General features: G+C 60.3%; 22 protein-coding genes. 15 read left to right on the top strand and 7 right to left on the bottom strand.

The features are described from left to right. Positions 1 to 56 precede the first annotated feature (56 nt). Positions 57 to 602 (top strand): phage tail protein, encoded by a 546-nt coding sequence (locus tag ACMDCR_RS23785; RefSeq protein WP_413989001.1) that lies wholly within the window; start codon positions 57 to 59, stop codon positions 600 to 602. Positions 603 to 630: 28 nt separating this feature from the next. Here ACMDCR_RS23785 and ACMDCR_RS23780 read toward each other — a convergent pair whose 3' ends face one another. Continuing rightward, positions 631 to 975 carry a DUF6916 family protein gene (locus ACMDCR_RS23780; RefSeq protein WP_413989000.1) on the bottom strand — a complete coding sequence of 115 codons (345 nt, stop codon included), beginning with the start codon at positions 973 to 975 and terminating at the stop codon, positions 631 to 633. 107 nt (positions 976 to 1,082) lie between these two features. Between ACMDCR_RS23780 and ACMDCR_RS23775 the strand changes: the two genes are divergently transcribed. The 6 genes from ACMDCR_RS23775 to ACMDCR_RS23750 all read left to right on the top strand — a co-directional run bounded on the left by ACMDCR_RS23775 (position 1,083) and on the right by ACMDCR_RS23750 (position 6,716). Further along, complete coding sequence (locus tag ACMDCR_RS23775; RefSeq protein WP_413988999.1) at positions 1,083 to 1,631, top strand: N-acetyltransferase family protein; 549 nt, start codon at positions 1,083 to 1,085, stop codon at positions 1,629 to 1,631. Positions 1,632 to 1,634: 3 nt separating this feature from the next. Beyond that, on the top strand, positions 1,635 to 2,258 hold the full coding sequence (locus ACMDCR_RS23770; RefSeq protein ID WP_413993702.1) for an aspartyl/asparaginyl beta-hydroxylase domain-containing protein: 624 nt from the start codon (positions 1,635 to 1,637) through the stop codon (positions 2,256 to 2,258). Next, on the top strand, positions 2,258 to 2,506 hold the full coding sequence (locus ACMDCR_RS23765; RefSeq protein ID WP_413988998.1) for a hypothetical protein: 249 nt from the start codon (positions 2,258 to 2,260) through the stop codon (positions 2,504 to 2,506). The genes ACMDCR_RS23770 and ACMDCR_RS23765 overlap by 1 nt, the downstream gene beginning before the upstream one ends. After that, positions 2,503 to 3,537, top strand: coding sequence for a hypothetical protein (locus ACMDCR_RS23760; protein ID WP_413988997.1), 1,035 nt, complete (start codon positions 2,503 to 2,505; stop codon positions 3,535 to 3,537). The genes ACMDCR_RS23765 and ACMDCR_RS23760 overlap by 4 nt, the downstream gene beginning before the upstream one ends. A gap of 117 nt (positions 3,538 to 3,654) precedes the next feature. Further along, the gene (locus ACMDCR_RS23755; RefSeq protein WP_413988996.1) at positions 3,655 to 5,409 is read left to right on the top strand and encodes a type I secretion system permease/ATPase; all 1,755 of its coding nucleotides are present in this window, start codon (positions 3,655 to 3,657) and stop codon (positions 5,407 to 5,409) included. After that, positions 5,406 to 6,716 (top strand): HlyD family type I secretion periplasmic adaptor subunit, encoded by a 1,311-nt coding sequence (locus ACMDCR_RS23750; RefSeq protein WP_413988995.1) that lies wholly within the window; start codon positions 5,406 to 5,408, stop codon positions 6,714 to 6,716. Before ACMDCR_RS23755 ends, ACMDCR_RS23750 begins: the two co-directional genes overlap by 4 nt. On the opposite strand, the gene ACMDCR_RS23745 is transcribed toward ACMDCR_RS23750, so the two are convergent. From ACMDCR_RS23745 to ACMDCR_RS23725, 5 genes are read right to left on the bottom strand one after another with little or no spacing between them, the layout of a single operon-like run. After that, positions 6,670 to 7,842 carry an NAD(P)/FAD-dependent oxidoreductase gene (locus ACMDCR_RS23745; RefSeq protein ID WP_413988994.1) on the bottom strand — a complete coding sequence of 391 codons (1,173 nt, stop codon included), beginning with the start codon at positions 7,840 to 7,842 and terminating at the stop codon, positions 6,670 to 6,672. The two genes, ACMDCR_RS23750 and ACMDCR_RS23745, sit on opposite strands and share 47 nt — an antisense overlap. Beyond that, a complete protein-coding gene (locus ACMDCR_RS23740; protein WP_413988993.1) occupies positions 7,823 to 8,239 on the bottom strand; it encodes a hypothetical protein in 417 nt (138 codons plus the stop codon). Before ACMDCR_RS23740 ends, ACMDCR_RS23745 begins: the two co-directional genes overlap by 20 nt. Next, a complete protein-coding gene (locus tag ACMDCR_RS23735; protein WP_413988992.1) occupies positions 8,236 to 10,887 on the bottom strand; it encodes a LodA/GoxA family CTQ-dependent oxidase in 2,652 nt (883 codons plus the stop codon). The genes ACMDCR_RS23740 and ACMDCR_RS23735 overlap by 4 nt, the downstream gene beginning before the upstream one ends. 39 nt (positions 10,888 to 10,926) lie before the next feature. Beyond that, complete coding sequence (locus ACMDCR_RS23730; RefSeq protein ID WP_413988991.1) at positions 10,927 to 12,924, bottom strand: tyrosinase family protein; 1,998 nt, start codon at positions 12,922 to 12,924, stop codon at positions 10,927 to 10,929. Further along, positions 12,911 to 15,022, bottom strand: coding sequence for a multicopper oxidase family protein (locus ACMDCR_RS23725; RefSeq protein ID WP_413988990.1), 2,112 nt, complete (start codon positions 15,020 to 15,022; stop codon positions 12,911 to 12,913). Before ACMDCR_RS23725 ends, ACMDCR_RS23730 begins: the two co-directional genes overlap by 14 nt. Positions 15,023 to 15,607: 585 nt before the next feature. Here ACMDCR_RS23725 and ACMDCR_RS23720 point away from each other — a divergent pair. After that, the gene (locus ACMDCR_RS23720) at positions 15,608 to 15,829 is read left to right on the top strand and encodes a hypothetical protein (RefSeq protein WP_413988989.1); all 222 of its coding nucleotides are present in this window, start codon (positions 15,608 to 15,610) and stop codon (positions 15,827 to 15,829) included. A gap of 126 nt (positions 15,830 to 15,955) precedes the next feature. On the opposite strand, the gene ACMDCR_RS23715 is transcribed toward ACMDCR_RS23720, so the two are convergent. Then, the gene (locus tag ACMDCR_RS23715) at positions 15,956 to 17,170 is read right to left on the bottom strand and encodes a transglutaminase-like domain-containing protein (RefSeq protein ID WP_413988988.1); all 1,215 of its coding nucleotides are present in this window, start codon (positions 17,168 to 17,170) and stop codon (positions 15,956 to 15,958) included. Positions 17,171 to 17,982: 812 nt separating this feature from the next. On the opposite strand from ACMDCR_RS23715, the gene ACMDCR_RS23710 reads away from it, so the two are divergent. The 7 genes from ACMDCR_RS23710 (at position 17,983) to ACMDCR_RS23680 (ending at position 25,276) form a co-directional block, all read left to right on the top strand. After that, a complete protein-coding gene (locus ACMDCR_RS23710; protein WP_413988987.1) occupies positions 17,983 to 18,615 on the top strand; it encodes an SGNH/GDSL hydrolase family protein in 633 nt (210 codons plus the stop codon). Between the two features lie 8 nt (positions 18,616 to 18,623). Then, complete coding sequence (locus ACMDCR_RS23705) at positions 18,624 to 19,634, top strand: glycosyltransferase family 2 protein (protein WP_413988986.1); 1,011 nt, start codon at positions 18,624 to 18,626, stop codon at positions 19,632 to 19,634. A gap of 71 nt (positions 19,635 to 19,705) precedes the next feature. Further along, complete coding sequence (locus tag ACMDCR_RS23700; protein WP_413988985.1) at positions 19,706 to 20,500, top strand: hypothetical protein; 795 nt, start codon at positions 19,706 to 19,708, stop codon at positions 20,498 to 20,500. After that, positions 20,497 to 21,414 carry a thiamine pyrophosphate-dependent dehydrogenase E1 component subunit alpha gene (locus tag ACMDCR_RS23695; protein WP_413988984.1) on the top strand — a complete coding sequence of 306 codons (918 nt, stop codon included), beginning with the start codon at positions 20,497 to 20,499 and terminating at the stop codon, positions 21,412 to 21,414. The genes ACMDCR_RS23700 and ACMDCR_RS23695 overlap by 4 nt, the downstream gene beginning before the upstream one ends. A gap of 82 nt (positions 21,415 to 21,496) precedes the next feature. After that, positions 21,497 to 22,414, top strand: a complete 918-nt coding sequence (locus tag ACMDCR_RS23690; RefSeq protein WP_413988983.1) for an alpha-ketoacid dehydrogenase subunit beta — start codon at positions 21,497 to 21,499, stop codon at positions 22,412 to 22,414. A 58-nt stretch (positions 22,415 to 22,472) separates the two neighbouring features. Continuing rightward, positions 22,473 to 22,778 (top strand): lipoyl domain-containing protein, encoded by a 306-nt coding sequence (locus ACMDCR_RS23685; RefSeq protein WP_413988982.1) that lies wholly within the window; start codon positions 22,473 to 22,475, stop codon positions 22,776 to 22,778. A gap of 113 nt (positions 22,779 to 22,891) precedes the next feature. Then, positions 22,892 to 25,276, top strand: coding sequence for a glucose/quinate/shikimate family membrane-bound PQQ-dependent dehydrogenase (locus tag ACMDCR_RS23680; protein WP_413988981.1), 2,385 nt, complete (start codon positions 22,892 to 22,894; stop codon positions 25,274 to 25,276). The last annotated feature ends 534 nt before the right edge of the window (positions 25,277 to 25,810 follow it).

The following is a 25,810-nucleotide window of genomic DNA, read 5'->3' as shown; positions in this document are numbered from 1 at the left end:
AGAAGCGTTTACGCCTAAACGCGTTTTGCTCTAGATGTCCCGAGGAGCCGAGACCGATGACCACAGTTTATCTTGGGCAGATCGAGATCTTTGCCTTTAGTTTTGCCCCAAAAGGTTGGGCGTTGTGCAATGGGCAGATCATGTCGATTGCGCAGAATCAGGCGTTGTTCGCCTTGCTCGGCGTCAGCTATGGCGGCAATGGACAGACTACGTTTGCCTTGCCCGATCTGCGGGGCCGGGTCCCCTTGGGCGTCTCGCCATCCTATATCTTGGGAATGGTTGACGGCCAGGAGACGGAGACGCTCTTAACTACAGAAATGCCGTCCCATAATCACTCGTTGATGGCGGATTCGACGACCGCTGCAAACAGCAATGGCGGTACTCCGGGCAACAATACAGTGCTTGGCAACGCGGTGGGGGTTATTACCCAGCCATCAGGCGGTTTTGCGGTGCAGATCTACAGCAGTGCGGCTGCCACCAAGACCTTGAATCCGGCCGTCATCGCTCCCAGTGGGGGCACTCAGCCGCACGAAAACCGCATGCCTTATCTCGTGCTGAATGCCTGCATCGCATTGCAGGGTGTTTTCCCGAGTCGGAATTAGAGGAGGGCGTAAATGATCGCCCGCCGATTCAATTGAACGCGGCCTGATATTCCTGGCAGTCCGGCTGCGGTGTGAAAATTGGTGCGACGTGCATGGTGACGGCCGGACCGCCGGCGATCTCGCAGACATATAGGCCCTCGGGCAGCACCTCAGCCTCCTTCGGTCCACGAAAGATCAGCATGAACGGTCGGCGCTTGATCCAGTCTGGGAAGGCCCTGTCGTCACTGACGATCTTATTGAGGGGGAAAGCATAGCGGGTGCCTCTGAAGCTGAAGATCTTACCGACGTGCGGTTCAAAATAGTCGACAGACAGAACACCGGCGGCCTCGCCCGTGCTTTCGCCGCCACCTTTGTCAGCTTCAATGCCGTTCACTGCGTCTCTCCCTGAACTGGCGATAATCTAAAGGCTGATGCCAGAAATTCCAGCATGTTTTAGGCGGAATTGGACACACCCGTAAGGCCCATAAAGGCAACAGGCCCATGTTCGACGACACGCAGGCAGATAACGCGGACAATCGGGAGGCCGGAAGAATTGCCGTTCCTGGCGGCGTTGTCTATTTGCGCCGCGCCGAGGAGACGGACGCATCATTTCTGTTCGATTTGTTTCGCGAACATACCAGCAGCAGGCTGCGGATCGGTGGATTGCCAGAAGGCGTGATCGAGCAGCTTGTCATCATGCAATATCGCGCGCGCGCCCAAAGCTTTCGGGACCAGTTTCCGGACGCTTGGTGGTCAGTGATCGAGTCTGCTGGCGTGCCGATCGGGGAATTGATTGTGGCCGGGGAGCCCGACGCCCTCTATGTCGTCGACATCGCCTTGAATCCTGGCCATCAGCAACAAGGCATCGGCAGCGCGCTGATGCGAACCGTGATGGCCGACGGCGCCGTCCGCGGCGGTGTCCGAGCCATGGTCATGACCGGCAACGAGGCGTCTTTGCGCATGTTCCGCCGACTCGGTTTTAGCAAGACCAACCATGAGGATGGCGTCTATCTCGAACTGCGATGGCGGCCAGCTGTCGAGGGGGCGTGAGTGATGACAGACACCACAAGCCCGACGCCGACGCGCTTCCCCGACCGATTGCAATTGCCGGTCGACTTCGACGCGGGCCTGCTGCAGCGCGATCTGCAGAGCCTGTCCGACACCGAGTGGATCGATCATTTCGTCAAACAGAATTATGACGGCGAATGGAGCGTGATTGCGCTACGCGCTCCGGCCGGTGCTCGCCACCCCATCATGATGATCTATTCGGATCCGTCGGCGCGCGATTTCGAGAACACACCGGTTTTGGAGGCCCGTCCCTACTTTCGGGAAGTGCTGGCGACGTTCGCATGTCCTTTGCTCGCGGTGCGTTTGATGCAACTCGCTCCGGGCTCGGTCATCAGGGAACATAGGGATCACGACCTTCGCTTCGAGGATGGTGCGGTGCGCTTTCACATCCCCATCACCACCAATGCAGAAGTCGACTTCCGGCTGAATGGGCAGCGCATCGTCATGAATCCTGGCAGCGCCTGGTATCTGCGGTTGTCCGACCCGCACAGCGTGGCGAATCGCGGTGCCTGCAGCCGGGTGCATCTGGTCATCGATGCCGTCGCCAATGGCTGGGTCGAGGCAATGCTTGCTGATGCCTTGTCGACTTCCATGGCGGTGGCGCATTGATGGATGATCGCTGCACACACAGATGGCGTGCGGATCTGCCCAGCGTTCAGCTCGACCGATTTTGCGCTGCGGTCCTTGAGGACGTCACGCTCCACGACGGTCTTGCTGCGATCGAGGACATGGAGGTGTTCATCGCGCTGGTGCTCAAGATGGGGGAGGCTCGCGGTTTCATATTCACCGACAGCGACATCCGTGCCGCGATGCAGACGACCCGTCATGTGTTCTGCGCCCGGTTGCTGGTTTCATGAACGAGATACGCCTACCTCCTGCCGGCTGGCTTCCTGTCGCTGCATCCTGGCGTGACGACATGCTGTGGGTGGATTGGTCGCATTTCGGCGATCGCCCGCTGAGTGAGCCCTTTTTTGACGATGAAGTCCAGAATTGCCTGCATAGACCCTTCAATCGGTTGTTTCGCTATGCGACACCCATCGCCCATATGCCGGACTTCCTGAAGCTGACGCGGCACCTGCAGCCCGATGGCTTCATCTTTCATATGTCGCGCTGCGGTTCGACGCTGGTATCGCAGATGCTGGGTGGTCTGCCTGGCAGCATCGTCGTCTCGGAAGCCGGACCGATCGACGCCGTGGTCAATGCCCGTGGGACATATCGCGATCTGAGTGAGGATGAGCACGCGCTCTGGTTGCGATGGATGATCTGTGCGTTTGGTCAGGCGCGGAGTGGTGATGAGCGGCTTTTCATCGTCAAGCTCGACTCCTGGCATACGCGTAACCTTGCACTTTTCCGCCGAGCCTTCCCCGACGTGCCGTGGATCTTCCTTTACCGCGATCCTGTGGAGGTGCTGGTCTCGCATCTGCGACGGACGGGCATGCAGATGGTGCCGGCCCTGGTCGGGGCTGAACGCCTCGGTCTGAATCCATCGGATGCCTGGCAGGCGCCAGCGACGTACTGCGTCCAGGTGCTTGCGCGGATTTGTGAACCCATCTCGCAGCTGGAGGTGCTCGACGGCGGGCTCCTGATCAATTATCGGCAGCTGCCGGCTGCAGTATCGACGTCCATCATGCCACACTTCGGCATCGTCGCCGACAATAACGCGCGCGCTACTCTGTCCGAAATCGCGTCTCGGAATGCGAAGATTCCAGGTTTAGCCTTCGTAAACGACAGCGTGGCCAAGCAACACGAAGCAAGCGCAAACGCGAGAGACTTGGTCAAGACATGGCTCGACAGTCACTACCATAAACTTGAGGCAATTCGCCTTGGCGCTACTGGGAGGGCGGAGTCAGTAGCCACACCTCGAACTGAAGCGCCATCGCCAACATAGCTGATCTATAATCAGGCGGCACTATTAGACGAACGGGATGAAGATGAGTAAGAATAGACATAGATTTTATCCCATGTTTGTGCCGAGAGAGCAGGGCTGATGGCCAGTGTTCGGGGTATGGCTTCAAATCTTGCACGTGGCCACCGGCATTCCGAACTGGGTGACGCACTGCGCGCCTGCCGCGGTGCTTTCATCGGCGTCGGCATCATGAGCTTCATGATCAATCTGCTGTACCTCAACGGTTCGCTGTTCATGCTTGAGGTTTATGATCGGGTTCTGCCGAGCCGCAGCGTACCGACGCTGGTCGGGCTGATCGTTCTCGCCGGAGGACTCTACATCGTCCAAGGCATCCTTGAACTTATCCGCAGCCGAATCCTGGTGAGGATCGGAACTTCGCTGGATGAAACACTCGGCAGCCGGATATTCGAATCCGTCGTCCGCCTGCCTTTGATCGCCGGCGGCGGAAATGATGGCCTCCAGCCGCTGCGCGACCTCGACAGCATCCGGTCATTCCTGTCAGGAATGGGACCGAGCGCCCTGTTCGATCTGCCGTGGCTGCCCCTCTACCTGGCAATCTGTTTCGCCTTCCACACCATGCTGGGGGTGGTCGCCTTGATCGGAGCGATCATCCTGATTGTTATTACCGTCTTGACGGAATTTCTGGCTCGAAGCCCCTTGCACGAGGCCACGGCTTTGGCTGTACGCCGTAATGCCCTGGCCGCCGCCAGCCGCCGCAACGCCGAGGTCGTGGTCGCCATGGGAATGACGGGCCACCACACCCGAAATTGGAGTGCGGTAAACGACGATTATCTCGCAGAGAGCCGTCGCAGCAGCGATGTGATCGGTGGCCTTGGCGCCACCGCCAAGGTCGCGCGCATGATGCTCCAATCGGCCATGCTGGGCGTGGGTGCCTATCTGGTCATCCATCAGGAGGCAACGAGCGGCATCATCATCGCCGGTTCGATCCTCAGCGCGCGGGCGCTGGCGCCCGTGGATCTCGCGATCGCGCATTGGAAGAGTTTCACGGGCGCTCGCCAGAGCTGGCAGCGGCTCAATAAACTGCTCGATATCCTGCCGCAACAACGCGAGCAGGTTCGACTGCAGGCGCCGTCGCAGCGCTTGCTGGTCGAGAATGTCAGCCTGGTACCGCCCGGCAGCCAAAGAGTTGTCGTCTCCGAGATGACGTTTTCGCTCGATGCCGGACATGGATTGGGCATCATTGGACCGAGCGGGTCCGGCAAATCCTCGCTGGCGCGGGCACTGGTCGGGGTCTGGCCACCGATGCGGGGCAAGGTTCGGCTCGACGGAGCGGCGCTTGACCAGTGGAGGCCCGACATTCTCGGCCGTTACATCGGATATCTGCCGCAGGACGTCGAACTGTTCGCAGGCTCGATCGGACAGAATATCTGCCGCTTCGATCCCGAGGCAGGCTCCGAGGATATCATCGCCGCGGCGAAAGAGGCGGGGGTCCATGAATTGGTCGTCGGAATGGCCAATGGCTACGACACGCAGATTGGCGAGAGCGGCAATATTCTGTCGGCGGGCCAGGCCCAGCGCATCGCCCTGGCGCGCGCCCTTTATGGTCGGCCGTTCTTGATCGTACTGGACGAGCCCAATTCCAACCTCGACGCCGAGGGCGATGAAGCACTCACCCGCGCCATTCGGACGGCACGTGGGCGTGGTGCAGTCGTCGTGGTGATTGCCCATCGCCCGGTTGCGATCGAGGGAGTGGACCTGCTTTTGGTGATGAAGGACGGCCGGGCGCAGACCTTCGGACCCAAGGAGACGATACTCGGGCAGGTGCTTCGGCCGCCGCAACCGATACCAACCCCCATCAAGATCGTGTCCGATGGCGGAGTGGCAAAGCCATGACCCACGTCACGGCCGGACAATCTCTTCGTTCCATCCGCCTGCATCTGGCGGTGGGCCTCGTGATCGTTCTTGTTCTCGCTGGTGGCCTGGGAGGTTGGGCCTCGACCGCAGAGATCTCGGGCGCGCTGATCGTTTCCGGATCGGTCGTCGTCGATTCGAACATCAAGAAAGTGCAGCATCCCACCGGCGGCGTGGTCGGGGAGGTGAGGGTACGCGACGGCGATGTGGTCAAATCCGGGGATATCGTGGTGCGGCTGGACGATACCCTGACCAAGGCAAGCCTTGCTATCGTCAGCAAGAATCTCAACGGATTGTGGGCGCGAGAGGCCCGGCTGGAAGCAGAGCAACAAGGTGCCGACAGGATCGTATTCCCTGCAGTGCTGCTCGATCAACGTGCCAATCCTGAGGTCGCCGCCGTCATGGCGAGTGAGACGAAACTCTTCGACGTGCGTTCCATCGGACGGAGCGGCCAGAAGGCTCAGCTGGGCGAGCGCATCACGCAGCTCAACGAGGAGATTCGCGGCCTTGCGGCCCAGGAAGACGCGAAGACCCAGGAGATCGGCTTGGTGGAAAAGGAGCTTGAGGCCGTTCGCACATTGTATGCAAAAAAGCTGGTGGAGATTTCGCGCATAACCTCGGTCGAGCGCGAGGCGGCGCGGCTGAGCGGCGAACGCGCACAGCTCATTGCCGCGAGAGCGCAGGCCAAGGGCAAGATCGCCGAAACAGAATTGCAAATCATACAGGTAGATAAGGACGTGGTGAGCGAGGTCTCCAAGGATCTGCGTGAGGCCAACGATCAGATCGGCGAGGCCGTCGAGCGCAAGATCGCCGCAGAAGACCAGTTGCGACGTGTCGATATTCGCGCGCCGCAGGACGGCATGGTGCTGCAGTCGACGGTGCATACCGTTGGCGGCGTCATCAGCGCCGGTGACGCCATCATGCTGATCGTTCCGCAAAGCGACAATCTATCGGTCGAAGCCAAGGTCAATCCGCAGGACATCGACCAGGTCCAGATCGGCCAGAAGACGTTGCTCCGGTTTTCGGCTTTCAACCAGCGCACGACGCCGGAGCTGAACGCCGCAGTCAGCAGGGTCTCGCCGGACACCACGACCGACCAGCGTACCGGCCAGAGCTATTACACCATTCGCATTTCGATACCGCCGCAGGAGATCGCGCGCCTTGGTGACCTCAAGATCATTCCAGGCATGCCGGTGGAGACCTTTGTGCAAACTGGCGATCGGACGATGCTGTCATATCTCATCAAACCGTTGCGCGATCAGTTGATGCGAGCATTCCGGGAGAAATAGGCAATTGATCCGAGACATCGGTAAACTCAGCACCAATCGCCGCCTGCTGTTCGGGTCGAGGCCGGCGTCGTTGCCAAAAAGCCGTGTCCCACCGTGCGGCGGTGGCGTAATGGGCAGCAAGCGCGGGGGTGTAGTCGGCAAAGCCCTGCGATGCGATCATGGCGTATCGCGCGCGGGCGATTTCGCCACGTCCATCGATCATGTCCGACGCGGCATAGGCGGCAAGGATGCCTGAGCGCAGCGCGTGCACAATTCCGCGTGACGACAGCGGATCCGCGCAGAACAGGCTGTCACCCGCCGCGATCCAGCGCGGACCCGCGGCCGGATCGATCGTGGCCGTTCCCGCGAAATTCACCGAGGTTGCGGTTTCACGTGCGCCTTGGGGCAGGAGCGGGGCAATGAATTGGGTCGCCGCCAGTGCGCGGTACCAGGATTTTGGATCGCGCACTTCGCTCCCCAGATCGGGATCCGTCAGGCACGCCACGACCCGTCGTTGGCCGGGCAAGTCAGCGCTATACCACCAGCCCTCGGGGCGCGCTTCGATAACCATTCGACAATCGCCCGGCGCGCGGTCGAAAAAGCGGGTGTATGCCGCAAGGTGCCCGTGCACCCTGAGCTTCGCGCCGAAGGATCGCGCCAGCTTCCAACTGCGGCCGGTCGCCCAGATTACCGCACTGGCAATGATGTCCCCATCGGCCAGTTCGAGCAGCCAGCCCTCGTCCTGACGCACCGCTGAACGCACGACGCTGCCAAGCCGCACCTGCGCGCCCGCCGCCGCTGCCGCTTGCACCAGCAGCCGATCGAACCGTGCCCGATCGAGTTGCCAGCCGGCGCCCTGTGCTGAGAATATGCTGGGTCTCTCGTCTGGCGCTTCGTCGGCCCAGGCCGAAACGACCGCGCGGCTCTCCACGAAAGTCGCTGCAAGGAACGGCGTCCAGACCCCAAGCTGGCGCAGCAGCCCCCGCGTCACCGCCGGCAATATCTCGCCCGGTTTTTCCCGGTCGTGCCGCCCTGCCTCGAGCAGGACCACGTTCCGGCCGGGCGCATGACGGCGCAGCGTCAGTGCTGCCGATGCACCGGCCGGCCCACCGCCGATAACGACGAAGTCAGCCTGCTCGCACGGCATAGAAGGACGCCACCACTCCCGCCGGGTTGGTGCTGCCGCCCCCGCCCGAATGGGGGATGGTGCGTACCACCGAGCCGACGATCGCAGGCACTTCCAGCCGGTCGGTGCTGTTGGGCCACACAGGCACGAGCCAGCCAATATAGTCGTAGATCCACTCTTCGCCGCCGACCACGCCCTTGCCCTGGAAGCGGACCTGCATCGGCGACCCGTAGCCGAAGCTGCCGCGCAGATCGAGCGACCAACCCGGCCCGCCGATCGTTCCCGAAAGTTCGGTCACCGACTGCTCGGCAATGGCCAGCGTGCCCTCGCCGAACAAGAGGTCGTTGGCCGCCTTGCTGAGGTCGGGGTCGTTGTTGAAGCTGCGATAGCTCCAGTTTCCGACAAAGGGATTGGTCATGGCGATTCTCCCGAATCTTCGACGCAGATGTATTTGGTCTGGGGCGAGGGCTGATCGAGGCCGCCGCCAGGATTACGGATGACGAAGCCGAGCTTCGACCATTCGGTCACCATCTTGAGGTCGCCGGCGAGCGTCTGCGGAATGCCGCGCGCCCAGTTCCGGAACTGAAATTTCTTGCCGATGGGATAGTAGACCTGCATTGGCCGATGCGCTGGCCACCACAGGGTCTCCCATACACGCCGCTCGCGCTCCATGAGCGTGTTGCCGACGCTGTCGGGATAAAGGACGTTCCATTCCTCGTAGGTGACGTCGATCGTCTGGGTGGAGCATTCGTTGAAATCAGCCTGCCACGGCAGCCCGCTGAGCTTGGTCAGGTCACCAGGCTGCAGTCCCACGTCCAGATTGCTGCCGAGCGACAGCGGGTCGGACGCATAGGCGATGTAGCCCTCCTCGCTGACGCCCGCTCCCCATCGGTTGGCATTCTCCTGCGCCGCAGTCAGGGCAAAGCTGTACCATTCGGGGTCGGCCTTGATCCGATAGGGCTCGCGCCAGATCGCCGGGTTGCGGATGATCCACGTCACTTCACCCCCAGGACAGAAGGCACCGCCCAGCCCGTTCGACAGCACACCTCGGTCGAGGCCGCGTCCGCCTGGCACGTTCCAGTCCTTGTAGGGCTGCCACGGATCGATGGCGGGGGCAAAGCCCGCATCCGCCTCGTCGATGAAGATGCCTGCCGCCCATTGCCGCAACAGGAACAGCTGCGTGTCGGTCAGCCGCAGGAACTTGCTCACTGTCTTGTTGGTGATCGGGTTGTCGCCCGCCAGTAGCGGCATCAGCGGCAGGTGATAGGTTCGTGTCGCCGGGTTGGCGTCGAGACGGAACAGGTTCTCTTCACCAGGTTTCCTCAGCAGATCAAACAGATACTGCCGTGCGGAGCGACCCGGATCGGTCGTTGCGTCCTTGGCCGCGGCGGTGAGTGCGCGATCCAGCAACTGACCGGAACGATATTCGAACGCCAGTCGGCGCAGCGCGGCCTCGATCGGCTCATCCGGATCGGTGGTCCGGTCCGGTTCGCCTGGCTCCTGCCGCGACGAGGATCGGGCCAGCGTCAGCAATCGCTTCGGCGGCGGCGCAGAGGCGGCGGCGATGCGCTCGATCACGCCGGTGACATCGGCGTCGAAGGCGCCGCGCGCTTCGGCATAGGCAGGATCGGTCACCGTGTCGTTGTCGCCAAATATCTTTCGCCAGCGCGCGGCATAAGCACGTGGTGTCTCACCATCCTCGGGCGGGCAAACGGCCGCCGTGAAAGTCGCCGCCGCCGCCCTTAGAGTGGCGGCGGCATCGCCAACCACGGCATCTTTCGCCGCGCCCGGCGCCTGTGTTGCATCGAGCAGCATCAGGCTCGGTTCAACCGCTGCCTCGAGCAGCCGCCCGCCGACATGATCGTCTTTCGCCCGACCCTCCTTCTGCGCGAGCGCACGAGGCGCAATCCGTGGCGGGATGCACAGGCGATAGGGATCGAACGTGCCCCGGCTCGACTGGTTGTGCGGAAAGTTCGACTGCTGGAGAATGTTGGTGAAATAGGAGAATTCGTCGGCACGGAAAATGATCGGCCAGATGTCACGCCAGAACCATGGGCGATAGGCAGGGTTCCACTCCACCGGTCCCGCTTGCCAGTGAAGCAGGGCCGCCGTATCGGTCGGATCGATCTTTTGCGGCGCGTCGAACGTTCCGGCGGTGCCGTACATATCGGTGCGATAGGCAAATTCGCGGATCGACATGTCCTCGACCACGTCCTCCAGGGTGATCATGTCGAGCACCTCCGGCGCATAGCGGGGATAGCCGACCAGCACCCAGGCGGGATATTCGACATCGATGTAGCGCAGCTGCTGGACGCGCTCCTCCATCATCACCAGTCGCGCCATTACGGGCCCATCCGAGATGTCGTCGAACCAGCCATCGCTGTTGGCATAGGTCTCGATGCGCGGCTGGCCGAAGCCGCTGAGGAACGAGCCGCTGTTGCCATGCCCGCCGAGCACAAGCAGCCGTCCGCTGTCGTCCGTCATCATGTCGCCCAGCGTATCGATGTCGTTCGGCGCCATCCCTGTCGGCGGGAAGGTGACGGCATACGCCGGGTTGGTCTCGCGCCCGAAGCTCGCCTTGCGCCGTTTGGTGCAGTCGATGGCCTGTGGGCCGGCGTCGATGATCAGCTTCTGCCGTTCGACCGGATCGGTGATGCCAGCATTACGCAAGGGCGTATCGGCGGGATAGCCCGCCTCGCCACGCAACCCGTCGAAGGTGAACCATGCCGCCTTCTTGTTGGCGAGCTGAACGCGCCACTGGATATCGACCAGCTTGCCGCGATTGCCCCCACCTTCGACATGGTCGCCGATCTTGAGCGGGGTGCCGTCGGGGTTGGCCTCGTCGTAGACGAAGATCTGGAAACGCGCGGCCTGGCGCTTGATGCGACCCTTCTTGTCCTTGAAGTGTTTGATCGGTGCGTCGCCCTTGGCGGCATTGCCGTTGGCGTCGCATTCTATCGGCAATTGTGCCGGCTTTTCCGGCGAGATGCAGAAGCCCTCGGGGCTGTCGCCGAGCCGGGCGATGCCGACGGCCGGATGGATGCGATAGGTTGTTGGGTCGGCCATCTGATCTCCCCTACGCCTGCGCCGGCCGCGTTTTCTGGTTCAGTCGAGAAAGTTGAGAGAGACCCCGTCGAGCCGCAGCAACTCACGGTCTTCCTCGTAGGAGGCGCCGATTACCACCAGGCTCACTGTCAGGCTGGTGGCTCCCGCCGCGATCAACCGGCGTGCCGCGCGCTTCACGTCGATGCGATGGTTGCGCGGCGTGTTCATGCTGCGCTCGCGCAGATCGAACTTGCGGTTCTCCGCCGGCGGAATTTCGCAATGTCCCGGCCCGCCGTAACATTCGCCATGTCCGAAGATCGCAGCGTAGCCGGCATAGCCTGCTACATTGAGTGGCGTGCCGGCATCTGCATCCGGCGTGTTGAGAAACACGCGGATGAAACAGGAGCGCGGCAACTGAGGGACCCGGTGCAGCCGCACTTCGGCAGAGCGAAAGCCCTTCGTCGCTTGGGGCACCGCGATCGGTGCCGAGACGAAGCGGCCGACCGGATTGGTCAGCCCGACCGGCATGAGGCATCCGCCACGAACATATTCATAGCCGAAGCGGTTCATATCGAGCGTATCGCGCACCGCGTAGCTCCACGGCGTCAGCGCGGAATCGAGGTCTGCAGGCAGTCCGTCGGGATGGTCCTGCTGCCAGCGCCACCAGAGCCGGTCGATGTTGGCGTGCACCGGCCAGAAGATCGGGTCGTAGGAGGCGGTGAGGTTTGAGAACATGTCCCCGAACTGCGGCTCGGAGTAGAGATCGTCGCGCTGGTGGAACTTGCGGCCGGCAACACGCACTGCGCTGTTGCGGTCGGCGGGAGCGTCGGTCTTGAACGCGGGGTTCATGCCCCCGGTCCATATATGCATGGTGTTGTGCGGGTTCTGGTCCAGGAAACCGAAGCTGTCGACATAAAGGCTGCCGCCGCCGAAATCACGGAATGTGCGCAGAGAAAGGATCTCGTCGATATCTTCTTTTGCCGGGTAGTGGTAGTTGATGACGGTGTTGATCGTGCCTTTGCCGAACTGGCCGGAATAGCGTAGCGGGTACCACAGCGAATTGGCCTCGAGTAGAGCGTCGATCAGCCTTTTGCGGTTCTCGCCCTCCACATAATCCTTGCCGCATGCCTTGCTGACCGCATCGTAGACTTGCGTCGGATTGGCCCAGAGCTGGCCGACCAGCGCGTCTATCTTGGCGGGGAATCCGTGATCGCGCAGGAAACGCGCCGCGGCCTCGGTGAGAAAACCCTTGAAGGCATCGGGAAGGATCGCGCCGTTGGCCGGATCCTCGGGCTTGTAGCGCTCGGCCGGGAAATCCCACCACGGCATGGTCACATCCGGGCAGAAGTCCTGCAGTGCCTGCTCGAATTCATAGAGGTACACGCGATGCCACGGCAGGAAGCGTTCCCAGCCATGCTGGCAGTGGTTCTGGTGGATCAGGGCCAGATTGTTGTAGCTGCGTTTGTCGCCAACCCATTTGTTGAGCTTGTAAAGCTCGCGAAATGCATAGCGTAGCCGCTCCTTCTGCGGGTCGCCAAGCACATCGACATCCATTCGCTGGCGCAACTCGCCCTTGGCATAGCGCCATGCCGCCGGATCGGATGCCGGGCCGAAGACGGGACCCGGCAGTCCCTTGACCTCGACGCGGGCCTCGGTCGCCACACTTACCTCGCCGGCGAGCGCAATCGACTCGACCAGTTCTCCGGGGCATCCTTCCTCGATCCAGGTTTCGATCCGATCGATATCCTCGTCGGCGACCGGCGAACCACCCCAGGGCAGTCGGGGGAATTGCTTGCCGTCGAACGGCGGCAGTCCGCGCAACCCTCGGATCAGCGCCGAGCGAGCGCCGCGCCCCTTGGCATCGCTGTCGCCACAACATGTGGTCGAGAGCGGCGCGATCAGCGGCGTACCGTGCAACTGGAGCGTCAGGAATTCCGGCAGCGTCAACCCCGTCAGGCTGCCGGGTCCCTCGTTGCCGCCCGCGGCGGCGAGGATTGCTTGGACGTCGCCCCAGGTGAACGGGGCGGCAGATTTTGGCTGCGCCTCATTTACCGCCATCTTGGGCCCCCATCGGCATCTGCATCTGCATCCCAACTTGCAGGGTTGTATCGCCCACCTGGTCGGGCAGCACCACGGCAACATTCTGCATCATGCCCTGGTCCTCGTGGTCGAGGATGTGGCAGTGAAGCACGTATTCGCCAATGTAGCGTTCGTAGCGGGTACGGATCTTGATTGTGTAGATACCCGAGAAACCAGCGGGTAGACTTTGCGGGATCAGGCTCTTGATCCACAGCGTATCTTTCCACACGCCTTTGAGCCCTTGATATTGTGGGTCGTAAGGCTCACCGCCGGCGTCATCTATCGCGTCTGGAGCGCTCACGTCCTTACCATTGGGGTCCGTGATTGAGACGATCTGGAACGGATTGACATGAATATGAAATGGGTGGCTCACGAAATGCGACTGGAGCGTCCATTCCTGCGCCTTCCCCAAAGGCAGATAACGGTCAATACGCGTGGGGTCGTAGGGCCTCGCGTCCGCCGTATTGAGCGTGTTGGCGACCTCGAACTTGGTGTTGGGCGTCGTCGTGTCGATGAAGAAGGTCAGTTCCTGCGTGCCATTGCCCTTCACTTCATCGTCGGTGACATCGGGGTGCGGCGTAAAGCTTGTCAACTTCATCCCGGCCTGCAGATCGGCTACCACCGTCGGTTTGACGTCGGCGGGCATATTGGCCTCGGCCAATGCAATCAGCTTGCGGTTGACATAGGCCTGCACATTGTCAACTGGCGTTCCCGGCGCCACATCGACCAGCGCCAGCAGTTGCGGTCCCACGTCGAGGCCGCTGACGACACCCGATTTCGGTGCGGAGGAGTCGATCACGCAATAACGTCCGGCTTCCGGAAAGACAACCAGCGCGTCAAACCGATAGCCAGGCTGAAACGTCGCAAGTTTGGTCGGCTGTGCCGCCGCCATCGTCAGTCCATCGGCTGCGATCAGCGTGTAAGGTACTGGCGTGGTGCTGCACGTATCCTTGATGAACGCTGCGCTGGTGTCGGGATTGACCAGCGTTTTCACGCCCGGCTTCAGCTTTCCGTCAAGTACCTTGAAGAATTGCAGGCTGATCGTGTCGCGCACGCCGGCATGGATCATCCGCCAGCGTTCGATCTGGCCCTGCGTCGCCTTCAGCGGTTCGTTGGGATTGAACACCTTGCCATTGAGTGAGGTGTAACGCCCCGAAGCGGGCCAGGTGCCCGGTCCGAATTGGTCATAGCCCTCGATGCCCCCGACGTCGCCCGGGTCGCAAAGATAACGGCCGTTGACGTCCTGTTTGATCGGGCCAAGATCTCCCGGTTTTGCCGCCGGAGCGCGGCAGGCATACTGGATCTGCTGCATCACCAGTACTCGCTCGGGGATCGCTGAAGCAGGGATCAGCGTATCGATGTCGCCATGCGCATTCGGGGTTGGAAAGCGGTTGCCGCGGATGATCAGCGCTCCGGCCATGCCGCTTGACACCTGCAGCGCTGTCGAGCCGTGACGGTGCGTATGATACCAGAAGGTGCCCGACGGATGGTCCGATGGAATATTGTACTCGTATGTAAACTTCGTTTGCGGGTTGATCGAGAGCAGCACGTTGTCGCTGTTTCCCGACGGGCTCACCCACAGCCCGTGGGTGTGAAGATTGGTTCCGTTGAAGCAGTGTGGGATATCGGGCATCTGTCCGGCGGGCATGCAGCCGGGATCGCCGGGCTGAGGCCCTGCCGGCAATTGATTGTCGAGGGTGATGCGCACCGTGTCGCCCGGGGTCGCCTCGATCGTTGGAGAGACATAGGGAGCGTTGGGATCAACGCCCTTGCCGGTGTAGCCGCGCAGGTGAACCTTGTCGTACCCGCCCGTGGATGGGTTGTAGATCTGGTTGTCGATATAGTTGATCTTGAGATCGAGCAGTCGGTCGCCGCGCACCGGCGCGGTGTTGCCGGGCAATGGCGCAGCGGGGGCGAGCCCCGTCAGCGCAGGCTTTGCAATCGGCGCGCGTTCGTCCTGCAGCACCGGGGGATTGAGGATATCGGCCGCTGCGGGCAATGCCGCCATCGCCCCCAGGCCACCGCCGAAGACAGCCGCAAAAAAACGTGCACGCACCATCGATCCGCCACGCGACATGGGCAGCCCTCCGCCTTGACTCTAGATTGTGCTCGAAAAGGATAGTGCGCTCGATCCGAAAACATGTCCAGATCGATAAACTGGAATTTTAAGAAATTTACTTCACCAAAACTGTAAGAATGTATCTACGATCAGATTTATACGAATCCTGGCGGCTCCTGTTAATTTTGTTATATTTGTGACAAGCTAACATGCGATAGGCGATCAATCTATCAAAGAATTGGTCCATGCAAAATCACAGTTGTGTGCAGGATCCACACATAACCATTCCGATATTGCCGAGACTGCGCGAGAGATGGCACTTCTTTGAAGCACGTGGCAATGCATCAATGCATCACTGCGTCGATGGTCAAAGCAACACCAATGTCAACGCGGGTGCGGCATCCCCGGCCTTGGGGATATCGGTCCCGACGGAGCCGCTGCCGAAATAGTAGACCAGCAGCAAAGAGCTCCCCCAATTGAAATCATATGAATAGCCATTCCAGTTGATCGTCGCCGGGGGCGGCCCAGACTGCTGAAATTCGAAGGCGGCATGACTTCCGTTTCGGGCCAGCCCTCAAGGCTGCCAAGGGCTCGGTGGTGCTGATGTCGGGCAGTTCCGCGCTTTTCCCCAAGGTCTCCTATGCCGTGGTTTGCACGATCAATGCGGCCATCATCGCCCTGGCGAAGGCACTCTCCGACCGGGGCATTGCCGACGGGGTGCAGGTGAACAGCGTCCTGCCCGGTCCGGTCATGACCGGTCGGCCTCGCTCCTATCTCGAACATTTGGCGCCGCTTTCACGGCATGTCGGTCGAGGAAGCCACTGAAAAGTTCCCGCACGAGGCGCAGATCGCGCGCTATCGCGAGCCTGAAGAGATCACCAAAAATCGCAAAACGCTCTTGATGCCAACGCGCCAACTCGAAAATCGGCTCCAATCCGAATGCCTTTTGCTTTAGGTTTTGAACTCGATGAGATCGCTGTACACAGCGTTGCCATCGGCGCCGAACAGCGGGATCTGGAACCCACCGGGTCTGGCCGTTGGCACGACAATGAAATCGGCGGGCATTGGAATTCCCAACGCACCAGTAAATGCCAACGGCATAGCCTGTGTCGTCATGCGGGGGTCCAGGCGTCCGAAGCATCGGTCGCGCCATTGCGCGTCGCGGCCACCCCTTGAGAGATCCCAGCTTAGGAAATCAACCGGCGTCCAGCCCCGATCGTCAATCCAGGCCTCGGCCCAATAATGATTGGCCGGTGCCGGGCGATAGAGCATATAGCCTCCCGTCAGCCGGGCCGGGATATTGTTCGCACGGCACAATGCCACGAAGAGCGCAGAGGCGAGCTGGCAGTCGCACAATCCGGCTTCCAAAGCCCAGTCGCACGGCTGTCGAACATCAATTTGGTCATAGTGGATAAGCCCGATGAGGAACTCGTCGAGTATGAAATCCCAGAAAGAATGGAGAGCTTCTTCTGAAGTGCGCGCCCGCTCCGCCAGCGATCGCGCGAGCGCTTTGATGCGTTCCGTCACGACGATCAAGCCCTCGTTGGGGCGGAGATAAAGCTCAAACTCCTTTTCGCTCAATTGTTCGGTGGTGCCTTCAGGTCTGCGAAGGGCCTTGAACGAAAGTTCTGCGCCAAACGTCAGGTCGCCCGGTCTCAGCGCGGAGACCCGGGCTTCGAGGCGCCCGGCACTAACGTGCAAGCTTATGTCTCCGGCTGCTTCCGCGAACGGCGAAATCACAAGGTCGACGAGATGGGGACTCGCGAGCGGGAGCGGCATTCGCAGACGCGCGCGCTCGGCCCCCTCGCGTATATGGAAGCTTCGCCGAAAAACGACTTTGTAGGTCTCGCTTTCACCCAGGGAGGCGAGATCGTCTGTCAACCTTCGCTCAGTGGTGACATATCGGTCGGCCCAGAATGCATCACGTTCGTTCACGCCGGCCCATTTGAGGAAGTTGGTGACCTCGACCGGGTCAAACATTCGCCCCTGGTCACTGTGCCTGACACCAAGCCCGATATCTATCCAACCCTCAAGCGCCTCGCGCGTCGCAGCCTCAGCCAGCGAAAGATCCGCTTCGTGGGCCCAACCCTTCAATATCAGCATATCGACGATGAATTGTTCCGGGAAATTTCGATAATGATCGCGAAAAGAAATGCCACGCATCATCGCGTTCTATTTCCGGTCCTCGGTCGGCGCCATTCGCCGAGCTTTTCTCGCTCAAGGAACAATGGACGCTCGGCCGCGTCAACCCCCCGCTGCACAGTGCCGGCTACGCATTCCGGCTACGTGGAAGATACGCATAAACGTCACTTAGATTTTGCACTTCGTGCCTATGGCGTAGAGGATTGTTGGCCGGAGTTCCTGGCTTGCCATCAACGTCTCTTTCGAGCATTGCATCTAATTCTGTGGTTGTAAAAGAGGGGCGCCCAGTGTGAAAGTTGGCCAGGTGACCTTGAGCCGTTTGTGCTTGGTTACGACATCGCCATGCGCCGGAGGACTCACTTGCCTACATCGCAAATAGCTGCACAATCTTGTGCGCAAGTCGATCAGGGTCGACAGGATCCCGCAGGCTACCAAAAACGCGGGATCCACAGTAGCTGAATTACCTGTCTGTGGGCGCGGGCAAAAATATGTCGGAGGTTGTGTCAAAGCTCGGACCAGAAGGTGCCGATCTCAAAGAAGAACGATTTGTGCCATCGAGGATTGCCTGGAGTGTTGCCTAAAAAATAGGCGCCGCCTCCATTTACCGCAATGCTTTTTTCTTTATCCTGTTACTAGAGCAACATCGAAGGTTTTGTTAAGTGGCGAAGCGCCTGAGGCTATTCATCAAAGGTAATGTCGACGTCCACGATTCCTTACATTCATGCAGAGTCGGTGGCCAATTGCTTTGGAACGGCGTCAATGACATATTGAGGCAGAGCCATCCTGGGGTTACGGCCCGCATCCGACATGAAACGTGGACGCGCTCGGATTCTCTCGTGTCGAGCACGGGTGAAGTTCCTGAGGCGGTATCTGAGCGCGACCTGCCTTTGGGCGTTTATCCCGCTGCGAGCCAGTTTAGTCGCGCCGTTTTCGAGACACCGGTAGACGCCGTCGTCCTCTCGCTCTTGCCGGACATAGCCACGGGTTTAGTGCGGCACAAGCAGAAGGGATTTCTGTTCTACGCCGCCGATTTCAATAGCTGGGCCGCGGAGGATCGTGGTTGGTTGAAATCCGACTTTACTCCGACGGGTTTCCTCGACCTTGAAACTTCCATGGCCAACCTCGAGGCGATCGTCGATGAAATCCGCAAGCATAACGACGTGCCGATCCTGGTCTATAATGTCTCGCCCGTTATCCCGGGCGAGAGAATCCACTGCTATCAGGGCCTGGATGAGACGTTTGCCAACCGCATTCGCCGCTTTAACCTTGGTCTGGTGAGGCTATCCGAGCGTACGGGCATCTCAATTGTCGATGTCGATACGTTGATGGCGTGTCACGGCGCGGACACGATGAAGCTGGATGCTTTTCATTTGACGCCCCAGGCCTATCGCCTTGTGGCCGAGGAGGTCGTCCGCATCCTGGACGATCTCGGAGTCCTTGAGAATTTGCACGAGGGGAGACCGCTTTGACTATGCGAGTGAGCGTCGTCATCCGATCGAAGGACGAGGCTGACAGGCTGAGGCTGACTCTATCATCTCTGGCCTGCCAGACCGAACGGCCGGAAGTCGTCGTCGTAAACGACGGCTCGACCGATCATACCGCGGATGTCGTTGCAGCGGCAGCGGGCGATCTCGACATCATCGCCATCCATCACGCCGCCCCGGCGGGGAGATCTGGCGCAGCAAATGTTGGCGCGGCCCGCGCGACCGGCGAAATCGTTCTCTTTCTCGATGGCGATACGCTGGCCGCCCCTGATCTCGTGGCCCAGCATCTCTCCAAACATATCGGGCAGGACAATTTGGTGGTGCGCGGCGAGACGTGGCACCTGCGCGGCACTCGCCCTTTCCTTGACCCGGAGACGGGTTCTCCAAGAGCGGGCGAGGAGGCAAAAGTCGCCCGGATGCCGCCTGCGGAATTTGCACGGGCACTCGTGACTCGCCGGAAAATCGCCGAGGCCTTTGAGGAGATCGATGGCAGCGCCCAGCCAGGCATTTACCCAGGCTATGGCCCGCGACGTCTCTTCGAGCTTGAAATGGAGGCGCTGAACAATGCCCCCGAATGCAAGGTCCTGTGGGCGGCGGCGTCAGGCTCGAACCAATCGCTGCGCCGCGACGCTTTTCTGGCTGTTGGCGGCTTTCATCCCAATCTCAGCATCAATGAACATCGCGAGCTCGCTCTGCGCCTCACGCAAAACGGCTGCCGGATGACGGGAACGCCAGCGCGCACCTACCACATGATCCATCGTAGCGGCTGGCGCGATCCGCTCCACGAAAAGGACTGGGAAGACACTTTCTACGCCGAGCATCCCACAGCTGAAGTAGCGTTGATGCCGATTCTTTGGGCGAGCCTTGGGGACAGTTCGATCCCCGAAGCTGGACGTATCCATTCCCTTCCTGCGCTCGAGGCGGCTGCGGCGCGCTGTGCTTCGTTGACGAGCCGTGAAGCTGTCAGGAGTGCTCACATGAAATGGTCATTAGGTTCACCATGACGGTCATCCCACTTTACGCCTACATGGCCACTTCCGAGCACGCAGCCGTGAGGAGCGCAGCAAGGGCTATCGTGGACGCCCTCGCCGAGGCCGCCGGAACGCCGGCGATCTGCGAACCCGTCTTCGTGGCCAGTTTGGAGGCACTTGCGCAAAGTCCGCCCGGCAGTATTCGTCTCGCCTCGCTGCTGCCGGAGATCGACCACGTCGATGATGTCTGGGATGGGGTACAGGCACGGCTCCGGGCTTCTTTTGAAAATCTGGCTGCGGCTGGAAATCCGCTTTTCATCTGTACGGTAGTCCGTCTCGCGGGTGATGGGGAGGACGCTGACCTCTTGTATCGCCGCCGCGTACGTATTCGACGGCTCGACCTTCTGGCGGCCGAACTCTCGCGGGAGACCGGCGCCTTCGTCATCGACCTGGACCGGGTGATCGCCGATATCGGCGGGCGCAATCTGCAGACTGACTATAGGCTCAACTCCGAAGCCGCCGCATTTGTTGCTGGACACGCGATTGCCGTCGGGCTCATTGTCAACGGTCTGGATGAGATTGTACCCTTCGAACTCCAGGATAAGGTACGTGAGATTCTGATGCAGAAGAACGTGGGCCCAGCGGCACCCCCAAGCCTTGTGCCAGCCAATGTAATGGCGTTCGGGAGGGGGCGGCGCAGGCAGAACGTTGTCACAATAACGGATTCCGACGGTGGCAGCCAAGTGGGGCGCCTGTTGCGTCAGGCACTGAAGCGTGAGATCGCTCCCAGCGAGGCATTAGCCAAGCTGATGAGTGCCGTCCGCAGCAGGGGAGCAGTCGAGAGCGGCACACTTCTTGCCTCTGCTTTCCTGCGCATGGTACGGAGCAATCGGCGATGAGTGAGCACCTCGGCGCTCTACGCCGTATGATGTTGATACGCGCCTTCGAGACAGCACTGGCAAAGCGGCGCGACCATGGCTTCCAGCTCCTTTCCACTGGCGAGGAGGCTGTTGCTGTTGGACTTGCCGACGCACTGGAGCGGGGCGACCAGCTCCTCACTGGCGGGCGATCCATCGGTCCCGCCATCGCGCGTGGCGTCGATCCCCGGCGGGCAATGGCCGAACTTCTCGCCCGCAGCACGGGCGTCAATCAAGGGCGCGGCGGCCGCGGCCATCTGGCGGATCCCCAGTCCGGATTCTTCGGCGCCCATGCCGTGGTGGCTGGCAATATCAGCATCGCAGCGGGCGTCGCACTCGCGCGGAAAATGGAAGGGCAGGGCGGTATAGTTGCCATTCTGTTCGGAGATGGGGCCGCTGGGGCCGGAGCGCTTCACGAGACGCTGAACATAGCGGCTCTCTGGAAGTTGCCCCTGCTTTTCGTGTGCAATAATAACCAGCTCTCAGTGTCCACGCCGCGCTTGGCAGCCCTGGCCCCGGCCCGTATTTCCGACATAGCGCTTGCTTTTGGCCTTCCGGCGCAAACAATTGACGGGATGGATATAACGGCAACTACGGCGGCATTCGGGGAAGCAGCGCAGCATGTGCGTGCCGGGAAGGGCCCTGCTTTTGTCGAATGCGAATCCATTCGTCTTCGATCCCATTCCACTACGGCGCGTGAGACACGCAGTCGCGAGGAACTCGCCCGACTGTGGGAACTTTGTCCAATCGAGAAGCAAATAGCCAGGCTGGCGCTCAGTGCCGAGGAAACGAGCGCGCTTCGTGCCGAAGCCGAGCGGGAGGTTGATGCCGCGCTTGCGTTTGCTGAAGCTTCTCCCTTCCCGGATGCCAGCGAGGTGCTTGAGAATGTCGGCTGATGGCGCACCTGCCACGACCAAGATGTTTTTTCGAGAGGCCATCATCAAGTCGCTGCGCGAGGAGATGAGGAGCAATCCTCGTGTGATCGTGCTTGGCCAGGACGTTGGATCCTTCGGTGGCTCGTATAGGGAATTCGACGGGCTGTTCGTCGAATTCGGGCCCGATCGTGTGCGTGACACGCCGGTTGCCGAGGCTGCCTCTGTTGGCATAGGCGCGGGAGCGGCTGCGGCGGGATATCGCCCGCTGGTCAGCATCACCTACATGGACTTCACCATGTTGGGCTTCGATCCCCTTATCAACTATGCGGCCAAGCTTCGGTACAAGACCGGTGGCCTGCTTTCGGCGCCGCTGGTTGTCAAGACCACCGCGGGTGCCCTCGGTCAGGGAGTGGCCCATTCGCAGTGCATCGAGGCTTGGTTGATGAGCGTGCCGGGGCTTAAGGTCGTGGCCCCGTCGACGCCGGCGGATGCCTATGGCCTCATGAAGGCAGCATTACGGTCGGAAGGCCCTGTGGTCTATATCGACCACAAAAGGCTTTTCCCTGTCCCCGGGGAGGTACCCGTTGCTGAAACCGTCATTCCGTTTGGCAAGGCGATCATCCGCCGCAGCGGAACGGATCTGACGATTGCCACGCACGGCTTTATGGCGCGGGTAGTGCTCGAGGCGGCTCAGAAGCTGGAGGAATCAGGCTTCTCCTGCGAGGTCATCGACCTGCGCAGCCTTGCGCCGCTCGACGTCGAGACTGTGGCTGGATCGGTGAAGCGCACCGGTTTGCTTCTCACCGTTGAAGAGGGCCAATTGACTTGCGGCGTCGGCGTCGAGGTTGCCGCTCGTGTCACGGAGCGCATCGGATATCACCCGAGCGCCCGGCTCGGCGCCCTGCCTGCGCCCGTTTCTTCCAATCCGGTCCTGGAAGCGGCTTGTATCCCGGACGCTGCACGTGTCATGTCGGCTGCCCGAGCGCTGGCAAATGAACGTCGTCCCATCGAGATTCGGTGAAGGCGATCGGAGACTCCTCGTTCACACCCATACTGTCTTTTTTGGAGAGCTTCTTCAAATGATCTATCAATTGACTGTGCCTGCTGCCGTCAAGGGCGTCGATGAAATCCGAGTGCTGGAATGGCATGGCGATGTGGGCCGCAGCTTTGCCAAGGGCGAGTTGATCGTCGAACTCGAGACCCATAAGGCGGTGGTGGAGGTTCGAGCGGGGCAGTCAGGCGTGCTGCGCCGTGTGCTTGCCGAGGCTGGGGACTGGAAGGAAATTGGCCTCGCGCTGGCCGTATTCAGCGACTCAGTGGACGAGTCGGCGCCTGCCGACGATAAAGATCTCGCCGAATTGGCTGTTGATTTCGAGGTGACCTGACAAAGTGCCACACTCGCCTGGCGCGCGGTGAAACGCCGAAGGGCTTGCAATAAGAGCTAGCAGATCTCAATATAACTAAGTAGTATTCAGACGCCTTGAGACCGGAGATCTGTATGAATTGGCTCGGAAAGGCCCTATTTCTACTTACTAATATTGGCGTTGCTATATTCGGCCTGATCCTGATCGCCGGAGGGGCGTGGTTGCTGGCAATCGGGGGCTCCCCCTACTATGTCGCCGCCGGCCTGCTCCTACTCGTTTCATCCGTCTTAATGGCGCGTCGCAGTGGCTTGGCACTGTGGGTGTATGCCATCCTGTTGCTCGGCACTCTGGTCTGGGCTGTTTGGGAGGTCGGCTTCGACTTCTGGGCGCTTGTGCCGCGCGGGGATATCTTCGTACTTCTCGGTCTCTGGTTCTTGCTGCCTTTCATGGTGAGGCAGCTGAATTCCGGCGCCCTATCTTCAAATGCTGCGAAGACAGCACCGCTCATTGTGGCTCTTGTAGCAAGCTTCGGCGTCTTGCTTGCTTCATTGCTCCAGGACCCCCACGAAATCGCAGGTGTACTTCCGCCGGCGGATCCGTCCAACCCGCAGGCCGCCGACTCGCGCGAAATGCCTGACGCCGACTGGCGATCCTATGGACGGACACAATTCGGCAATCGTTTCTCGCCGCTGGCCGATATCACGCCAAAGAATGTCGCGAACCTGAAAGTGGCGTGGACATTTCGCACGGGCGATCTCAAAGGTCCGGATGATCCCACCGAGACGACCGACGAAGTCACTCCGATCAAAATCAACGATACGCTTTTTCTTTGCTCGCCCCACCAGATCGCGTTTGCGCTCAATGCCGCAAATGGCACACTCAAGTGGAAGTTCGACCCCAAGATCGTCTTCAACCGTGCCTTCCAGCACATGACCTGCCGCGGTGTATCCTATTTCGAAACACCTCCGGGAGAGGTGCGTCCGGATAGCTCCGCTGGCCCGGCCGACTGCCCCGCCCGCATATTCCTGCCGACGAATGACGGACGCTTGTTTGCGCTGGATGCTTCCAGCGGCATTCCGTGCCCGGGTTTTGGCGACAAGGGTGCAATAAATCTCAAGGAGGGCATGAGTGTTACAACCAATGGCTTCTATGAAGCTACCTCGCCGCCGGTCGTAACCTCAAAGGCGGTTATCGTCGCCGGTGCCGTGATAGACAACTATTCCACCAAGGAGCCCTCCGGTGTAATTCGCGCCTTCGACGTGTACACGGGCCGGCTGCTCTGGGCCTTCGATCCGGGTAATCCCGATCCCAATCAACCGGCGTCGGAGACACATCAATACGTCGCCAATTCGCCAAACTCCTGGACTATCTCCGCTTATGACGCGAAGTTGGGCCTGATTTACATTCCGACCGGCGTGCAGACTCCCGATAGCTGGGGCGGCAACCGCACGCCGGATGCCGAACGCTATTCAAGTTCGTTGCTGGCGCTCCATGCGGATACCGGAAAACTGGCGTGGTCCTATCAAACCGTCCACCACGATTTGTGGGACATGGATCTGCCGGCCCAGCCAAGCCTCGTTGACATCAAGGGGCCCGACGGCGATGTGGTGCCGGCGATCTATGCCCCGGCGAAGACAGGTGACATCTTCGTGCTCGATCGGCGCGACGGCAAGCCTATCGTTGCAGCTCCGGAATTGGCGGCACCGCAGGATCCGGCACCTGGCGATCATACCTCGCCCACACAACCTGCTTCGGAGCTTACCTTCCGACCCAAGGCGAAACTGACGGGTGCCGATATGTGGGGTATCACCCCCGTGGATCAACTTGCCTGCAGGATTATCTATCAGCGATTGCGTTATGACGGCCCCTTCACGCCGCCGTCCCTGAAAGGCTCCCTGGTGTTCCCCGGTAGCCTCGGCATCTTCGAGTGGGGCGGCATAGCCGTCGATCCGACGCGCCAGATTGCGATAGCCAATCCGATCTCAGTTGCCTTCGTTTCGCGCCTTATTCCGCGAAGTGAGAGCAATCCGGACAAGCCCGGACCGAGCGATTTGCCGGGCTCGGAGATTGGCATTCAACCCCAGTTTGGCGTTCCCTTTGGCCTTAAGCTAGGCCCGCTGCTATCACCGCTGGGTCTACCGTGCAATCAGCCGCCCTGGGGCTTCATTGCGGGCATCGACCTGCGTACTCACAAGATCATCTGGAAGCTTCGAAATGGCACGGTACGGGACAGCACGAGATTTCCCCTGCCATTCAAGCTGGGAGTGCCTGCGCTCGGGGGCCCGATCGTTACCGCGGGCGGCGTTGCATTTATGACCGGCACCATGGACGCCTATATTCGAGCCTATGACGTCAGCACCGGCGAGAAAATCTGGGAAGATCGGCTACCCGCCGGTGGCCAATCCACACCGATGACCTACAAGGCGGACGGGAAACAGTTCGTCATCACGGCAGCAGGCGGCCATGGTTCCTTCGGCACCAAATTCGGTGACTACATAATTGCATATAGCTTACCCTAGGGTGCCTCTTCACGAGCTTCGCTGATCCAGAGCGGACGGTCGAGACGGCCCCTAAGGTGACTTACCTTCGGATTGAAACACCAAGAATCGTAAAATGCTTTTGATGCCAATGCGCTAGCTTGAAGATGCGCGTCCGCGGACTTCGGATCAGGCTGTGGCCCTGCCTATGGTATTGGCGATGTGGCTGGGCCGAGTCAAAGCTGCCATGTTGTGGGGACCTCAGACTGTTTTGAGGCATGTCACTGGTAGGCGGTCTTACCCTGTCAATTGGCATGAAAGCAGTGAGTAAATTATCTAGTAGCTCTGTATAAATTTTTTGCTATGAGGTTGGTCTCTATGGCACAAAGCAATATAAATGAATATTTGAATTTATTTTTACGATAGACGTTGCGTCATGCCAATTATTGGCATTGCTCTACCTCATTTGGATGGCGCAACCCCTTATCAAAAGTAGGCATGCCTTTAAGATTGCGATTTTTGGCGGACATTTTCTCTCAATATTGCTCTAGAAAACACCCGCAATAATGACTTATC

Source organism: Labrys okinawensis, assembly GCF_047345005.1.
Lineage (GTDB): Bacteria > Pseudomonadota > Alphaproteobacteria > Rhizobiales > Labraceae > Labrys > Labrys okinawensis.
The sequence above is the reverse complement of the archived record's forward strand: the minus strand, read 5'-3'. Positions and strand labels throughout refer to the sequence as shown.

Excerpts from the sequence above, each read along its gene's own strand:
- ACMDCR_RS23785 (WP_413989001.1), top strand. The coding sequence starts at position 57 with ATGACCACAGTTTATCTTGGGCAGATCGAGATCTTTGCCTTTAGTTTT.
- ACMDCR_RS23775 (WP_413988999.1), top strand. The coding sequence starts at position 1,083 with ATGTTCGACGACACGCAGGCAGATAACGCGGACAATCGGGAGGCCGGA.
- ACMDCR_RS23770 (WP_413993702.1), top strand. The coding sequence starts at position 1,635 with ATGACAGACACCACAAGCCCGACGCCGACGCGCTTCCCCGACCGATTG.
- ACMDCR_RS23765 (WP_413988998.1), top strand. The coding sequence starts at position 2,258 with ATGGATGATCGCTGCACACACAGATGGCGTGCGGATCTGCCCAGCGTT.
- ACMDCR_RS23760 (WP_413988997.1), top strand. The coding sequence starts at position 2,503 with ATGAACGAGATACGCCTACCTCCTGCCGGCTGGCTTCCTGTCGCTGCA.
- ACMDCR_RS23755 (WP_413988996.1), top strand. The coding sequence starts at position 3,655 with ATGGCTTCAAATCTTGCACGTGGCCACCGGCATTCCGAACTGGGTGAC.
- ACMDCR_RS23750 (WP_413988995.1), top strand. The coding sequence starts at position 5,406 with ATGACCCACGTCACGGCCGGACAATCTCTTCGTTCCATCCGCCTGCAT.
- ACMDCR_RS23745 (WP_413988994.1), bottom strand. The coding sequence starts at position 7,842 with ATGCCGTGCGAGCAGGCTGACTTCGTCGTTATCGGCGGTGGGCCGGCC.
- ACMDCR_RS23740 (WP_413988993.1), bottom strand. The coding sequence starts at position 8,239 with ATGACCAATCCCTTTGTCGGAAACTGGAGCTATCGCAGCTTCAACAAC.
- ACMDCR_RS23735 (WP_413988992.1), bottom strand. The coding sequence starts at position 10,887 with ATGGCCGACCCAACAACCTATCGCATCCATCCGGCCGTCGGCATCGCC.
- ACMDCR_RS23730 (WP_413988991.1), bottom strand. The coding sequence starts at position 12,924 with ATGGCGGTAAATGAGGCGCAGCCAAAATCTGCCGCCCCGTTCACCTGG.
- ACMDCR_RS23725 (WP_413988990.1), bottom strand. The coding sequence starts at position 15,022 with ATGTCGCGTGGCGGATCGATGGTGCGTGCACGTTTTTTTGCGGCTGTC.
- ACMDCR_RS23720 (WP_413988989.1), top strand. The coding sequence starts at position 15,608 with ATGTCGGGCAGTTCCGCGCTTTTCCCCAAGGTCTCCTATGCCGTGGTT.
- ACMDCR_RS23715 (WP_413988988.1), bottom strand. The coding sequence starts at position 17,170 with ATGATGCGTGGCATTTCTTTTCGCGATCATTATCGAAATTTCCCGGAA.
- ACMDCR_RS23695 (WP_413988984.1), top strand. The coding sequence starts at position 20,497 with ATGAGTGAGCACCTCGGCGCTCTACGCCGTATGATGTTGATACGCGCC.
- ACMDCR_RS23685 (WP_413988982.1), top strand. The coding sequence starts at position 22,473 with ATGATCTATCAATTGACTGTGCCTGCTGCCGTCAAGGGCGTCGATGAA.
- ACMDCR_RS23680 (WP_413988981.1), top strand. The coding sequence starts at position 22,892 with ATGAATTGGCTCGGAAAGGCCCTATTTCTACTTACTAATATTGGCGTT.